At 65.1% G+C, this 13,355-nt stretch carries 16 protein-coding genes; 4 read left to right on the forward strand and 12 right to left on the reverse strand.

Features of this window, described 5'->3' with window-relative positions:
• Positions 1-21 precede the first annotated feature (21 nt).
• Both greA and MB818_RS05050 read left to right on the forward strand, forming a co-directional pair.
• On the forward strand, positions 22-492 hold the full coding sequence (gene greA / locus MB818_RS05045) for a transcription elongation factor GreA (RefSeq protein WP_234137209.1): 471 nt from the start codon (positions 22-24) through the stop codon (positions 490-492).
• A 13-nt stretch (positions 493-505) separates the two neighbouring features.
• Positions 506-1,513 (forward strand): hypothetical protein, encoded by a 1,008-nt coding sequence (locus MB818_RS05050; RefSeq protein WP_234137208.1) that lies wholly within the window; start codon positions 506-508, stop codon positions 1,511-1,513.
• 23 nt (positions 1,514-1,536) lie between these two features.
• Here MB818_RS05050 and MB818_RS05055 read toward each other — a convergent pair whose 3' ends face one another.
• The 5 genes from MB818_RS05055 to fdhD all read right to left on the reverse strand — a co-directional run bounded on the left by MB818_RS05055 (position 1,537) and on the right by fdhD (position 5,671).
• Positions 1,537-2,796 carry a molybdopterin-binding protein gene (locus tag MB818_RS05055; protein WP_238904187.1) on the reverse strand — a complete coding sequence of 420 codons (1,260 nt, stop codon included), beginning with the start codon at positions 2,794-2,796 and terminating at the stop codon, positions 1,537-1,539.
• Positions 2,793-3,593 carry a molybdopterin guanine dinucleotide synthesis gene (locus tag MB818_RS05060; RefSeq protein ID WP_238904189.1) on the reverse strand — a complete coding sequence of 267 codons (801 nt, stop codon included), beginning with the start codon at positions 3,591-3,593 and terminating at the stop codon, positions 2,793-2,795. The genes MB818_RS05055 and MB818_RS05060 overlap by 4 nt, the downstream gene beginning before the upstream one ends.
• Complete coding sequence (gene mobB / locus MB818_RS05065) at positions 3,590-4,081, reverse strand: molybdopterin-guanine dinucleotide biosynthesis protein B (protein ID WP_238904191.1); 492 nt, start codon at positions 4,079-4,081, stop codon at positions 3,590-3,592. Before mobB ends, MB818_RS05060 begins: the two co-directional genes overlap by 4 nt.
• Positions 4,078-4,719: a molybdenum cofactor guanylyltransferase MobA gene (mobA, locus tag MB818_RS05070; protein ID WP_234137204.1), complete on the reverse strand. Its 642-nt coding sequence runs from the start codon at positions 4,717-4,719 to the stop codon at positions 4,078-4,080. Before mobA ends, mobB begins: the two co-directional genes overlap by 4 nt.
• A 61-nt stretch (positions 4,720-4,780) precedes the next feature.
• Complete coding sequence (gene fdhD, locus MB818_RS05075; RefSeq protein ID WP_238904193.1) at positions 4,781-5,671, reverse strand: formate dehydrogenase accessory sulfurtransferase FdhD; 891 nt, start codon at positions 5,669-5,671, stop codon at positions 4,781-4,783.
• 49 nt (positions 5,672-5,720) lie between these two features.
• Here fdhD and MB818_RS05080 point away from each other — a divergent pair, with 49 nt between their 5' ends.
• Positions 5,721-6,437: an AzlC family ABC transporter permease gene (locus MB818_RS05080; protein WP_234142515.1), complete on the forward strand. Its 717-nt coding sequence runs from the start codon at positions 5,721-5,723 to the stop codon at positions 6,435-6,437.
• Positions 6,434-6,766, forward strand: coding sequence for an AzlD domain-containing protein (locus MB818_RS05085; protein ID WP_234137201.1), 333 nt, complete (start codon positions 6,434-6,436; stop codon positions 6,764-6,766). The genes MB818_RS05080 and MB818_RS05085 overlap by 4 nt, the downstream gene beginning before the upstream one ends.
• 8 nt (positions 6,767-6,774) lie before the next feature.
• On the opposite strand, the gene MB818_RS05090 is transcribed toward MB818_RS05085, so the two are convergent.
• The 7 genes from MB818_RS05090 to MB818_RS05120 form a co-directional block, all read right to left on the reverse strand.
• Positions 6,775-7,392 (reverse strand): hypothetical protein, encoded by a 618-nt coding sequence (locus MB818_RS05090; RefSeq protein WP_238904195.1) that lies wholly within the window; start codon positions 7,390-7,392, stop codon positions 6,775-6,777.
• 19 nt (positions 7,393-7,411) lie between these two features.
• Positions 7,412-7,546 carry an aa3-type cytochrome c oxidase subunit IV gene (locus MB818_RS05095; protein ID WP_234137199.1) on the reverse strand — a complete coding sequence of 45 codons (135 nt, stop codon included), beginning with the start codon at positions 7,544-7,546 and terminating at the stop codon, positions 7,412-7,414.
• Positions 7,547-7,608: 62 nt separating this feature from the next.
• Complete coding sequence (locus MB818_RS05100; protein ID WP_234137198.1) at positions 7,609-8,169, reverse strand: hypothetical protein; 561 nt, start codon at positions 8,167-8,169, stop codon at positions 7,609-7,611.
• Positions 8,156-10,000: a glycerophosphodiester phosphodiesterase gene (locus tag MB818_RS22035; protein ID WP_238904197.1), complete on the reverse strand. Its 1,845-nt coding sequence runs from the start codon at positions 9,998-10,000 to the stop codon at positions 8,156-8,158. The genes MB818_RS05100 and MB818_RS22035 overlap by 14 nt, the downstream gene beginning before the upstream one ends.
• A 70-nt stretch (positions 10,001-10,070) precedes the next feature.
• Positions 10,071-10,526 carry a DUF6173 family protein gene (locus MB818_RS05110; protein WP_234137196.1) on the reverse strand — a complete coding sequence of 152 codons (456 nt, stop codon included), beginning with the start codon at positions 10,524-10,526 and terminating at the stop codon, positions 10,071-10,073.
• A gap of 3 nt (positions 10,527-10,529) precedes the next feature.
• Complete coding sequence (locus tag MB818_RS05115) at positions 10,530-11,576, reverse strand: MBL fold metallo-hydrolase (RefSeq protein ID WP_234216108.1); 1,047 nt, start codon at positions 11,574-11,576, stop codon at positions 10,530-10,532.
• Positions 11,576-13,279, reverse strand: a complete 1,704-nt coding sequence (locus MB818_RS05120; RefSeq protein WP_238904199.1) for an acyl-CoA dehydrogenase — start codon at positions 13,277-13,279, stop codon at positions 11,576-11,578. Before MB818_RS05120 ends, MB818_RS05115 begins: the two co-directional genes overlap by 1 nt.
• Positions 13,280-13,355 lie beyond the last annotated feature (76 nt).

Below are 13,355 nucleotides of genomic sequence, written 5' to 3' on the forward strand. Positions count from 1 at the left end.
TTTCTGCGTGGACAAGACGATATGGAAAAGATCCCCATGACGCCTTCGGGCTTTGCCGCGCTTGAAGCGGAGCTGAAACAGCTCAAGAGCGTCGAGCGCCCCGCCATCATCAAGGCCATCGCCGAGGCGCGCGAACATGGCGACCTGTCGGAAAACGCCGAGTATCATTCGGCCCGCGAGAAGCAGTCCTTTATCGAAGGTCGCATCAAGGAACTTGAGGGCGTTCTGTCTCTGGCCGATGTCATCGACCCTGCGAAGCTGACCGGCGCCATCAAGTTCGGCGCCCGCGTGACGCTGGTGGACGAGGATACCGACGAGGAGAAGACCTGGCAGATCGTCGGCGAACACGAGGCCAATATCGAAAAGGGCCTGTTGAATATCAAATCGCCGATAGCCCGCGCACTGATCGGCAAGGACGAAGGCGACAGCGTCGAGGTGAAAACACCCGGCGGCCAGAAGTCCTATGAAATCCTGAGTATCGAGTACTCCTGACGGAGCATCCCCCATGTCCGGCCCGTCGCCTGACCCAGACCCCGCCCGCAACACACCGCTCGGGCTCTATGACCGGCCCCGGCGCGCTTCGGTGACCGGCATCGAAATCATCGCCATCGCTCTGACCCTGCTTTGGCTGGCTGTGTCGGTTTATCTCTTCGCCTTCGCGGACGCTGGCGCGGGGGGCGGCATCGGGTTTCTGGTGACCATGCTGGCGATCTTCATGCCGGTGGCGATGATCTGGGTCGCGGCCACTGCCGCCAAGGCCAGCCGGGTCATGCGCGAGGAAAGTCAACGCCTGCAAGCGGCGATCGACGCGATCCGCCAGGCCTATATCACCCAGCAACAGAAACAGGCCGCCGGGCACGAACCCTCGGTCGCCAAGAAGCTGGACGAGATCGCCGCCGCCGCGAAAAAGACCGAGACCACGCTGGCCACCTTTTCGACCTCGCGGCGGGCGCGCCCCTTGCCCATCCCCGCCGCCGCACCGGAAAGCGCCGAGGATCAGGGCCTGCTCGCGCTTGGCACCCCAGCCGAGGCGCTGTCGCCGCCGCTCTCGACCGAGGATCTGATCCGCGCCCTGCATTTCCCGGAAACCGCCGAGGATGTCGAAGGCTTTGCAGCGCTGCGCCGCGCACTCAAGGACCGGTCTGCGGCGCAACTGATCCAGGCCGCGCAGGATGTGCTGACCCTGCTCAGCCACGAGGGCATCTATATGGATGACCTGCGCCCCGACATGGCGCGGCCCGAGGTCTGGCGCCAGTTTGCCCATGGCGCACGCGGGCGCGCTGTGGCCTCTTTGGGCGGGGTGCGCGACCGCTCGTCGCTGGCGCTGACCGCCGGCAGGATGAAGCAGGATCCGATCTTTCGTGATGCGGCGCACCATTTCCTGCGCCTGTTCGACCGGATGTTCGCCACCTTCGAGGCACAAGCCAGCGATGCCGAGATCTCGGCCCTGGGAGAGACACGTACCGCACGCGCCTTCATGCTGCTGGGCCGGGTGGCGGGCACGTTCGACTAACCCGCGCCCGACTGCCCAAAGATCTAGAGCCCGAAACTCCCATAGGGAATGAACCGCACCGGGTCGCCGGGCCGGATATGGCAGGCTTCGTCGCCGATCTCGACCAGCCCCTCGGCCCAGCTGAGCCCGCTGACCCGGCCCGACCCTTCGGAGGCGAAGACCTCGACCCGGCCCTCACGGATGCGGGCACGCAGATATTCGCGCCGACCGGGTTTCTTGCGTTTCTCGAACCCTGCCGGCACGTCATACCCTTGCGGAGCACTCCAGGTTTCACCCGCCAGAACCGCCATCGCCGGACGGGCAAAAACCAGGCTGCACACCAGCGCAGCCACCGGATTGCCCGGCAGGCCAAAGACCGGTTTTCCTTGCCACAAGCCCAGCGCCAGTGGGCGCCCCGGTTTCAGCGCGATGCGCCATTCCTGCATCGCGCCGGCCTCGCGCAACAGCGCCGAGACATGGTCCTCGTCCCCCGCCGAGGCGCCGCCGCTGGTCAGGATCACATCCGCCTCGGCGGCCGCCCGGTCCAGGGTCGCGCGCAGGCTCGCCCGGTCATCCGGAACCCGCCCCATGTCGCACACCCTGTATCCCAGCCGCTGCACCAATGCGCAGAGCATCGGCCGGTTCGCGTCATAGATCTGGCCTGGCCCGGCCTCTGCCCCCGGTTCGGTCAACTCGTCGCCGGTGGACAGGATCGCCACCCGCAACGTGGTCCGCACCACCACCTCGGCAATGCCGACCGACGCCAAAAGCGCCAGATCGGCGGGAGTCAACCGCCGCCCTTCGCGCAGCACAACCGCACCCGCGGCCACATCCTCGCCCGCCTTGCGCGTGTTCGCGCCGCGTTTGAGCGGCCCGCGAAAGGCGACCTCACCGTCGCCCAGCGTCACATCCTCTTCGAGGATCACGGTCTCGACCCCTTGCGGCAGCGCCGCGCCAGTCAACACCCGCAACGCGTGGCCCGTAGGCAAGACGCCATCAAACGGTACTCCCGCCGCCGCGCGGCCCTGCTTCAGCGGCATCACATGCGCGCCCTCGGGTACCGCCCCGGCAAAGCCATAGCCATCGACCGCACTGTTGGCCTGCGGCGGGCTGGCGCGCAGCGCTACCGCATCCGCCGCCAGCACCGCGCCCAGCGCCTGCGCCACCGGGCACGTTTCGGTCCCGGTCGTCGGTCCCAACCTGTCTCGGAGCATTTCCAGCGCCGCATCGACCGGTGTCCACTCGACCCCGGCGGGCAGGGCAAAGCAATCGTTGCGCAGCGGTGGCGGTTTCAGCCCGGTCATGTCTGGTTCACTCCCAATATCCAACCCTCCTCGGGCGCTGTTATATCCAGCAGGGAACCGAGCCTTGCCTGTGGCAACGCGGCCAGATCACCGGCCACACGCTCTACCTGCCAGGCATCCTTGATCCGGTCCATTGGCCCCTTTCCCAAGGTCAGCGAGGGCCAGATCTCCACCAGGGTCACGGGCTTGTCCAACGGTTCGAACGGCCAGGCAGAAACCCACCCGGCAAAGCGGCGGTGCAGCCGCGCCAGCACCGGCAGCCCCATCATCACCTGCCCGCCAACCGCCCCCGCCCCGGCCATCTGCCAGCAGGTAAAGGCGCCCGGAGCGAAACGCTCGACCAAGCGCCGGTCAGGGAACGGATTGTGGTAGTCCCGCTTGGTTCGTGGCAACCCGGCGATGTCGCGTTTCAACCCATTGGCCCAGAACGGCCCTTTGCCGCCCAAACCGCGATTGATCGCACCCGCGAGATCAAACCGGTTATTGGTCTGCGGCGTATCCTCGATCCGGGCCTCGAACCAGTCCCACAGGCGCAACGGGTCGTCCGTTCCGCTCACCGCCCGGGCAAATCCCGCCGGGTAGCCAAATGGAAAATCGAACCCCAGCATCAGCCGCCGACCGGCAGCCAGCGCGGTTTCGATCAGATCGCACAACCAGTTCTCGGCCAGCCCCCGGTTCCTGAAATACTGCGGCTCCTCCCCGGCAACACAGGCCCAGATCGCATCCTTGCGCGGGCGCGGGCCGGTATCGTTGCCGCCCGACCAATCGACCATGGCAATGGTGTCAAAGGGTGTCACAGCCCGACCTCGGAGAGGATGAAATCGGCGATCGCGGATGTGTCGTTCAGGTCGAACACCGGCCGATTGAGCGTCAGGGGCGTGTCACTGGCCACCGCGCGGATGGTCGGATCACCCGGCGCAATCAGGTCTGTGCCCGCCTCGGCCCGGAATGCCTCGACCTTGGGATGACCCTCGCGCTTGTAGCCCTCGATCAGCACCAGATCGACCGGAGACAAGCGGCCCAGCAGCTCGGCCAGGGGCGGTTCCGCCGCGCCGCGCAACTCGGTCATCTGCGCCACACGATAACCCGAGGCAAGGATCACCTCGGACGCCCCCGCCTGCCGATGCCGCCAGCTGTCGCGGCCCGGATGGTCGACGTCGAACGAATGATGCGCATGCTTGACCGTCGACACCGTCAGCCCGCGCCCGGTGATCTCGGCCACCAGCCGTTCCATCAGCCCGGTTTTGCCCGCATTCTTCCAGCCTGTGACGCCATAGACCCTCATGCGCGCTCCAACAGGGTTTCGGCCCGGGCCAGATCCTCGGGCGTGTTGACGTTGAAGAAAGGATCGAACGGCTCCGCGTCAAACAACGCCTCGCGCCCGCCATGCCGGTCGGTCCACAGCACCACCTTGCGCAACCCGCCGTTCAGCGCTGCGCGCAGATCACCGCGAAGGGCCACGGGCCAGAGACCGAAGGTCGGATGCCGGTTGACCTTGCCGCCCGATTTCAACGCCGCGCCATCGCGCGGGGTTGTGGCCAGCACCAGCGGATGCGTCTGCCCCTCGGACGCCTCGACCAGCCGCGCCACCAGATCGCGCGGAAAGAACGGCGTGTCGGCAGCGGCCGTGACGATGCTGTCGGCCCCCTGCCCTGCGGCCCAATCGAGCCCCGCGAGCACACCCGCCAGCGGCCCGGCAAACCCCTCGACCGTGTCGGGCAGAACCGGCAGGCCGAACCCGTCAAACCGCGCCGGATCACCATTGGCATTGAGCGCCAGCGCCCCTACCTGCGGCGCCAGCCGGTCGATGACATGGCCCAGCAACGTCTGTCTCCCAAGCGGCAGCAACCCCTTGTCGCCGCCACCCATTCGGGTAGCGAGCCCCCCGGCAAGGATCACGCCCAACGGTCTACGTCCTGTCATGCCCTCTCCTCCCGCGCCGGAAAACGCGCGTTTTCCGGTCCGAATTTCGTGCGAAATTCGGTCACCCTTCCACACTCTTCCTGCGATGTTTCCTGTCTTCGACCGGCACGCTGTCCGGGTCGGCATCCCAGACCAGCCGCTCGGCCCCAGACAGACAGACAAACCGTTGCCCACGCATCCGGCCGATCAGGGTCAGCCCCACCTGCCGCGCGATCTCGACCCCCCAGGCGGTAAAGCCCGAGCGCGAGGCCAGCACCGGGATGCCCATCATCGCGGTCTTGATCACCATCTCGGATGTCAGCCGCCCGGTGGTATAGAGGATCTTGTCCTCCGCCCCCTCGCCCGTCGACAGCATCCAGCCCGCGATCTTGTCCACCGCGTTGTGGCGGCCCACGTCCTCCATATAGACCAGCGGCCGGTTCTCACGGCACAGAACCGTGCCATGGATGGCCCCGGCCTCCAGATAGAGCGAGGGTGTGCGGTTGATCCGCGCCGCCAGATCGTAGAGCCAGGATGTACGCACCTCTACCTGAGGCAAGCGCACCTCTTCCAGCCCCTCCATCATGTCGCCGAACACGGTGCCCACGGCGCAACCGCTGGTGCGGGTCTTTTTCTTCAGCTTTTCCTCGTGGCTGGTTTCCACCGCGGTGCGCACCACGACGGTTTCCAGATCCTCGTCGTAATCGACGCCGGTGATCTCTTCATCCGGCCTCAGCATGCCCTGATTGCGCAGGAAGCCCAGCGCCAGATATTCGGGGTAATCCCCGATGGTCATGGCGGTCACGATCTCCTGACTGTTGAGGAAGATGGTCAGCGGGCGCTCCTCGACCACCGAGATACGCGCGGGCGCGCCGGTCTGGTCCAAACCCTCGACCGCGCGGGTCAGCCGGGCGGCTCCCGGGTCAGGGGCGATGATGTAATCCGACAGGTCGTCCGAAATAGCCAATTGCACCCCTTTCGATAGCCCGGTAGAGCGGTTGGGCTTACCTTAGGATTTAGGCATGTCCTTCACCACATCCAAATCCGTCTACTGGAAGGGTTTTCGCGACGGCGCACCCTTCATCATGGTGGCGGCCCCCTTTGGCACCCTGTTCGGCGTGTTTGCGACCGAGGCCGGGCTGAACCTGGTGCAGGTGATGACCTTTACCGCCACCGTTTTTGCCGGTGCGGCGCAGTTCACCGCGCTGCAACTCTTGCTCGATGACACGCCGACGCTGATCGTGCTGCTGTCAGCGCTGGCGGTGAACCTGCGGGTGGCGATGTATTCCGCCGCGCTGACGCCTTATCTGGGCGCAGCACCACTCTGGCAGCGGGCGGTGGCCGCCTATTTCACGGTGGATCAGTCCTATGCCTTGTCCGTGGTGCGGTTCGAGACCGAGCCGGACCTGACCGTGCCGCAGCGGATGGCCTATTTCTTTGGCACCGTCACGCCGCTGGCGCCCGCCTGGTATCTGGCGACCTATCTGGGTGCGGTGTTGGGCACCCGCATTCCCGAAAGCTGGGCGCTGGATTTCGCCCTGCCGATCACCTTTCTGGCGATGATCGGGCCGATGCTGCGCACCTTGCCGCATGTGATCGCGGCGCTGGTGGCAATCGTGACCGCGCTGCTGACGGCCGGTGTGCCGTTCAACCTGGGCCTGCTGATCGCGGGCACCGCCGGAATGATGGCCGGTGCGCAGGCCGAAGTGATGCTCGCCCGCAGGAACAAGAACACATGACCGAGATCGACCCATCAACCATGTGGATCGTCATCGCAGGGCTTGCCTTTGGCAGCTTTGGTCTGCGTTTTGTCTTTATCGGGCTGGTCGGCGACCGTCCGCTGCCCGACTGGCTGCTGCGGCATCTGCGCTATACCGCCGTGGCCATCCTGCCCGCGCTTATCGCGCCTTTGGTGATCTGGCCGCAGGCCACCGGCGGTCAGCCCGATGTGCCCCGGATGAGCGCGGCGGCAGTGGCGCTTGCCGCCGGATACTGGTCGAAAAACGTGCTGGTCGCGATCTTTTCAGGCGCAGGCACGCTTTACGGCCTGCTCTACCTGCTGGGCTGAGACAAGGCTCAGCCCGGCTGGTTCAGCTTGGCGTTGTTGGCGGCCAGACCCTTTTGCAGGTCGGCATCGTCCTGCTCGTAATACTTGTTCGTCACCGCACCGGGGCGCGAACCGAACTGATCGGCCAATTTGGTCGGCTGGAACGTGACCTTGATGTCACCGAACCCCGGAATCTGCTGCAACAGGCGCGCAGTATAATTGGCACAATAGGCACCCGGCACCGGCCCCATGGTACGCGCCAGCCGATAGGCCGCCTCTGCCTGTTCCGGGGATACTTCCAATTCTTGCACAACAACGTGATGCGTCTCTCGCGCATGCGAGCCCCGATAGGCAGTCTCGACAGCCGGAGTGATGCCGAACAGAACATCGTTCTGTTCCGGCACGATATCGGCCCAGAACGAGCCCGCCGGGTCAAAGATCACCCGCTCGCTGGCATTGATCATCAGCGAGGTATGCGCCCCTGCGCCCGACCGGTTGTTGACCATCGTATAAAGCGTCAGCTTTGCCGGCCCCGGATCGCGATAGCGAACGGCAGCGACGGTCGCATCATCGGCCTTTGGCGCGCTCTGGCGGGTACAAGCCATCAGGCTCAGCGCCAACGCGCCAGCAAGAAAAATCAGCTTCACGGGAAGGCCCCTCGCAGGATCAGGCGGTAAACACGGCCATGAACAGCAGGACGAAGAAGATCACGACACAGACCCAGATCATCGCCTTGATGAACCCATCAAAGGTCTTGGTCTGAGTGGTGATGTCCATCGAACCGGGTTTGAAGTCAGCCATAGCAATCATCCTATTCGCGTTTTTTCGGTTGGATAGCGGATTCTCGCCGCTCTGTCACGACGTCAATCGCGCGCAGGCGCGGTTGAGTCAAAGGGGGTGCAATGGGCATACCCATAGCCCCAGCGCCATGGCAGGCCAGAGCAGGGGCCACCGCCAAAGCGGACCGCCAGATACATCGCATCTGCGATGGTGCCATAGGCGGCGCGGACCGTTTCGGGCGTGGTGTCATAACGTGTCGCCAGATCCGCCAGATGGCTTTCGCCGGTGTCGCGCACACAGCTTTGCAAGGCCCGGTCGGCCTCATAACGCGCGGCATAGCTGTCCTCGGCAGTTTCTGACCCGCCTGCGTCGTGATAAGCGCGGTCATGAATGACACAGCAGGCCTCCCAAGGCGGAAGATTGCCCTGCGCGGCAGCAAAATCGGGAAACGTGTCGGCAACCATGGTCCAACCGGCGCTGAGCCCGCCCGAACAGCCATCAGTGGTGAACGGTGCCAGCGGCGCGGCCTGTTGCGCCGCCATCAGCGCGCGATGCGCCGGCAGTTCGAGCATCCGGTTCAGATCCTGCGCCGCGACCGGACTGCCCACGCAAAGGCACAGGATCAACAGGTTACGGGCTGTCATCGCGATAGGCCTTTGCATTCAGCTCCCACCCCATTTCCTGGGTCAGCCACAAGAGCAGCCGTTCAGCGGGGTTCAGCGTGGCGCGCACCTCCAGAACCTCGCGCGCCATGGCGGGTTCGTCGGTGATCAACCCATCGACCCCCAGAGAGATCATCTTGGACATCAACAACGGCTCGTTCACCGTCCAGACATAGACATCCTTGCCCGCCGCATGGGCGGCGCGCAGCAGCGACGGGCGCAGGCTGGCACTGCTGACGGCAACGAAATCACCCTCGAGCCCTGCCAGATTGCCCACTGCCGTCGCCGCCAGAACACCGGTGCGCCAATCGGGGCGCAAGGCACGCATCTTTTGCACCGCCGGGTATTTCAGCGACATGGTGGCGATCTGGTCCTGCATGCCGAATTCCTCGACCAGGGCAATCACCCGGTTCTCCAGATCCACGTCATGGCCGTAATATTTCAGTTCGATCAGGACGTTGGACTTACCCTTGGCGGTCTCCAGAACCGCGCGCAAGGTAGGTGCCCGCTCGGCCGCGTAGTCCGGCGAAAACCAGCTGCCGATATCGATTTCCTCGATATCCTGCATGGTGGCGTCCCAGATCTTGGTCGGCACGCCGGAAAGCTTCATGAAATCGCTGTCATGCATGACGACCACCTCGCCATCGGCGGTCTCCTGCACGTCGATCTCGACCCAGTCGGCGCCGTCCTCGATCGCTTTGACGACCGAGGCCATGGTGTTCTCGGGCCGCGCCCCGGCGGCGCCGCGATGGCCAATCACGGTCACCTCGTCCGCAGCCGTCAGTTGGGTCAGCACCCCGTCGCTGACCCACATGCCAACGCCCAGCGCAAGAGCGGCCAGTATCGCCGCTCCAATGAGCCGCGCGCGCAGGCCCTGCGGATCCGCGGGCGGCAGGGGGGCCGCCGCCGCGGCTCCGTCGTAGAAACGATCCAGTAGCTTGGTCAGCGCCCCCAGCGCAGTCGCGGCCAGCACCAGCCCGGCCAGCGACCAGAGCCCCATCACCAGCACCACCAGTACCAACGCCCGACGCAACGCGCCCTCGGCCGGGATCGGTACCAGTGCCAGCGCCGCGCTGGCCAAAGCGCCCAGAACGGCGGCCAGCGCCAACCGGGTCAGAAGCCAGAGCACCAGTTCTATCTTGAGCGCGGTTCGGCGGGTGCCCATGCGGCGGGTGCTTTCGGCAAAGGCCTGAGCCGGCTGGATCCCTTCGAAGATGACCAGATGCAGCGCCAGCGCCCAGCCCGAGAGCCGCAGCATCAAGAGCCAGGCCAGGATTAGAACCAGAACCGCGATGGCCGCCATCGCCAGCCGGAACGAGGGCGGGCGGAAGGTCAGGTAATAGTTGATGTCGTAATCACCCAGCACCCACCAGGCGATCAGCCCGGCGAGCGCGACAAAGGGCAACGCCAGTACCAGCACCCGCAGAACAAAGAGCGCGGCAAAGGCCAGCAGCGGCCGCAGGTGCCGCAGCACCAGAGCCAGACCGGAACTGCCCGCGTGCCAGACATTGCTGGCACCGCTGCGCAGGGTCGCGGCCATCACCGCAAAGCTCAGCACCTCGGCAACCAGAAGGATGCTCAGCACCGCAAGCGTCGCGGCAAAGCCCAGCGGAGACAGGACAAAACGCGCGATATCCTGATCGGTCAGCGCCGATTGGTCCGACAGGCCGACGGCCAGATTGATCAGCCCAGCCAGCGCAGGCGCGATCAGCGCCAGAACCAGCAGGCGCAGTGCGGCATAGAGCGGAACAAAGACCCGTCGCCGAGCCCAGGAACCGGACCAGGCATTGCGGACATGGGTAAAATGCGACACGGGCGGCTATCTCCTGCAAACAATGCAGGTATTGAACGGCCCTACCGCTGCCAAGGCAAGCCGAAAGCGCCTAGTCCGCTTCCAGGTCGGCGGCCAGCCGGAAACCGATGCGCTGGGCAGGACGATCCTCGGTCGCCACCGGCATGGCGCGCAACATCACGTTCAACTGGCTCACATGCTGGACCAGCTGGGTCCGCGCGCCGGTGCCATCGGCCCCGTAAAAGGTGACGATATCGGGGTCGAAATAGCCGATCCCCTCGATCCGCAACACCCCGGCATCGCCGCCGACAAAGCCCATCGCCACCTCTTGGCTGGCATCAAGCTGCTTTTCGAAGTTGCGGATATAGAGGATCAGACGTTCATAGGCCCATTGCGCCGGGCTTTTGTTCTGGACCGGTTCCTGCAGCGGTGCGGGCACCTCGGTCATACGGGCGGGGCTGTCAGGATCGGCATGCACCTCGTGGCACCGGGGCGGCAACACCGCCGCCTCGGCATATTCGGCCGAGGTCTCGATCTTGTTTTCCATGGCTCATCCTTTCCGCTGATAGAGCCAGGCGCCATCCGCGCGCCGGGTCCGTGTCACCTCTCCGGTATGATAGAGATGGTTGACATGGGCAACCGCTTCAACCAGCGCCAGCCCGTACTCGCCCTCGCCAATGGTGCGCTTGAACAGCGGCGCGAAACAGTCCGAGGCCGGCTTTGGCGTATCGAGATGATCACGCAGGCGCGTCAGCGCGCCATGATGGTTGTCGATCAGTTGCCGCATCCGGATCGGCAACCCGGTAAAGGGCAGCTTGTGCCCGCCCAGCGCCAGATGCTCGGGGCGTGCCAACGGTGCCAGCCGTTCACAGGTTTCCAGCCAGTCGGCCAGCGGGTCGGCCATCGGTTCGGTCGCATAGACACCGATATTGGGGCTGATCGAGCTGAGGATCTGGTCGCCGGTGATGACCAGATTGTCATCGCGGCTCCAGAAGGTCGCATGTTCGGGCGCGTGGCCGTTACCCATATGCACGTCCCAGTCGCGCCCGCCCATGCGGAACACGTCGCCCTGCTTGATACGGGTGAACCCCAGCGGCATCGGATAGACCATATCGGCAAAGTTGAACGGCCGCTCGGCCATACGCTTTGCCAGGATCTCGGGCGCCATGCCCGCGCTGCGATAATAGTCCAGTGTTTCCTCGGGCCAGGTCTCCTGCACGTCCAGCGTCAGCATGCGCGAGAACAGCCATGCGGTGCGCGTGGTGACCAGCTCGGCACCCAGTTCAGACTGGAACCAGCCTGCATTGCCCATATGGTCGGGGTGGTGATGGGTCACGACCACCCGGCGCACCGGCTTGCCCGCCAGCGGCCCGTCGATCAGCGCCTGCCAGATGCCGCGCGTCTTGTTCGACGAAAACCCGGTGTCGATCACCGTCCAGCCATCGCCATCATCCAGCGCATAGACATTGACATGATCCAGCTTCATCGGCAGCGGCAGGCGCATCCATAGCACGCCCTCGGCCACTTCGATCGCTGAACCATGGGCAGGCGGTTCGTCCCAGGGGTAGCGCATGGCCAGGCCCGGTGTCCGATCCATCACGCCGACAGCTCTTCAAGGCTGATGGCATACAGGTCGGCACAACCGCCCTGCGCTTGTTCGAGCAGGCCGGCATGTTCGGGCAACAGCGCGTTGATATAGAACCGCGCCAATTTCTCGCGCGCGCCACCGGGATCGGACAGCGCCGCGATCAGGTGGAAATGGCCGCCCAACACCCGCGCAAAGGCGCGCAGGAATGGCACCGCCCCGGCAAAGCGGTCGTTCATCTCACCTTGCGCCACCATCCATTCGGTCGCCTCGCGCAGGGTTTCGGTCGCCTCCCAGACGGGTCCGGCCAGTTCCGGCAGGCGGCCACGGGCGCGCTCGGCGTGGTCCTCGATCTCGTCCAGCAGCTTGGCCGCCGCCTCGCCGCCATCCATCATCTTGCGCGCCACCAGGTCCATCGCCTGAATGCCGTTGGTACCCTCGTAGATCGCCGTCACTCGCACATCGCGATAAAACTGCGCGGCACCGGTTTCCTCGATAAAGCCCATGCCGCCATGCACCTGCACCCCGGCTTCCGAGACCGCGATACCCGTGTCTGTTCCAAATGCCTTGGCAATCGGGGTCAGGAACGCGGCGCGCGCCTTCCACTCGGCCGACCCGGTGGCATTGCCCATGTCAATCGCCACCGCACAGGACGCCAGGATCGCACGGGCGGCAAAGACATCTGCCTTCATGCTGGTCAGCATCCGCCGCACATCGGCATGGTCGGCTATGGTGCCCGAGGCCGATTTGCCCTGTTTGCGCTCCATCGCATAGGCCATCGCGTGCTGCCAGGCGGCCTCGGCCACGCCGACGCCCTGCCCACCCACGCCAAGGCGCGCGTTGTTCATCATGGTGAACATGGCCGCCATGCCGCCATGTTCCTCGCCCACCAACCAGCCGGTGGCGCCGTCATATTGCATCACGCAGGTGGGAGAGCCATGCAGGCCCATCTTGTGCTCCAGCGAAACCACCTTGAGGCTATTGGCCACGCCCGCATTGCCATTCTCTTCGGGCAGGTTGCGCGGCACCAGGAACAGCGAGATGCCCTTGGTCCCGGGCACACCATCGGGCAGCCGTGCCAGCACCAGGTGGCAGACATTGTCGCAGAAATCGTTGTCGCCCCAGCTGATGAAGATCTTCTGCCCGGTCACCGCATAGGTGCCGTCGCCATTGGGCTCGGCCTTGGAGCTCAGCGCGCCCACATCCGACCCGGCCTGCGGTTCGGTCAGGTTCATCGTGCCCGACCACTCGCCCGAGATCAGCTTGGGCAGGTACAGCTCCTTGATCGCGTCGCTGGCATGGTGTTCCAGCGCCTCGATCTGGCCCTGGCTCATCAGCGGCGCCAGTTGCAGCGACAGGCAGGCACCGCTCATCATGTCGTTCACGGCGGTGGTGACCGCCATCGGCAACCCCATGCCACCATGCTCCGGCGACCCGCTCATCCCGATCCAGCCGCCTTCGGCAATCGCTTTCCACCCTTCGGCAAAGCCGGGCGAGCTGCGCAGCGCCCCGTTTTCCAGCCGCGCAGGGTTCAGATCGCCACCGCGTTGCAAGGGCGCCATCACCTCGTCGCACATCCGCCCTGCCTCGGTCAGGATAGCGCTCACCATATCGGCACCCGCCTCGGCATATTTCTCGGTCCCGGACACCCGGTCATATCCCACCACATGGCTCAGCAGGAACGTATAATCGGTCACGGGCGAACGGTATGGCATGGGGTCCCCTCGGTGGTGGTCTTGGTGGCTTGGCAAGCTGCGGGCGCATCGGTATGTATCAAGGCTTGTCCGATTA

Source organism: Ruegeria alba, assembly GCF_022321465.1.
In the GTDB taxonomy this organism is placed as follows: Bacteria; Pseudomonadota; Alphaproteobacteria; order Rhodobacterales; family Rhodobacteraceae; genus Ruegeria_B; species Ruegeria_B alba.

Coding starts and splice junctions, on each gene's coding strand:
- greA (WP_234137209.1), top strand. CDS start 22: ATGGAAAAGATCCCCATGACGCCTTCGGGCTTTGCCGCGCTTGAAGCG.
- MB818_RS05050 (WP_234137208.1), top strand. CDS start 506: ATGTCCGGCCCGTCGCCTGACCCAGACCCCGCCCGCAACACACCGCTC.
- MB818_RS05055 (WP_238904187.1), bottom strand. CDS start 2,796: ATGACCGGGCTGAAACCGCCACCGCTGCGCAACGATTGCTTTGCCCTG.
- mobB (WP_238904191.1), bottom strand. CDS start 4,081: ATGAGGGTCTATGGCGTCACAGGCTGGAAGAATGCGGGCAAAACCGGG.
- mobA (WP_234137204.1), bottom strand. CDS start 4,719: ATGACAGGACGTAGACCGTTGGGCGTGATCCTTGCCGGGGGGCTCGCT.
- MB818_RS05080 (WP_234142515.1), top strand. CDS start 5,721: ATGTCCTTCACCACATCCAAATCCGTCTACTGGAAGGGTTTTCGCGAC.
- MB818_RS05085 (WP_234137201.1), top strand. CDS start 6,434: ATGACCGAGATCGACCCATCAACCATGTGGATCGTCATCGCAGGGCTT.
- MB818_RS05095 (WP_234137199.1), bottom strand. CDS start 7,546: ATGGCTGACTTCAAACCCGGTTCGATGGACATCACCACTCAGACCAAG.
- MB818_RS05100 (WP_234137198.1), bottom strand. CDS start 8,169: ATGACAGCCCGTAACCTGTTGATCCTGTGCCTTTGCGTGGGCAGTCCG.
- MB818_RS05110 (WP_234137196.1), bottom strand. CDS start 10,526: ATGGAAAACAAGATCGAGACCTCGGCCGAATATGCCGAGGCGGCGGTG.
- MB818_RS05115 (WP_234216108.1), bottom strand. CDS start 11,576: ATGGATCGGACACCGGGCCTGGCCATGCGCTACCCCTGGGACGAACCG.
- MB818_RS05120 (WP_238904199.1), bottom strand. CDS start 13,279: ATGCCATACCGTTCGCCCGTGACCGATTATACGTTCCTGCTGAGCCAT.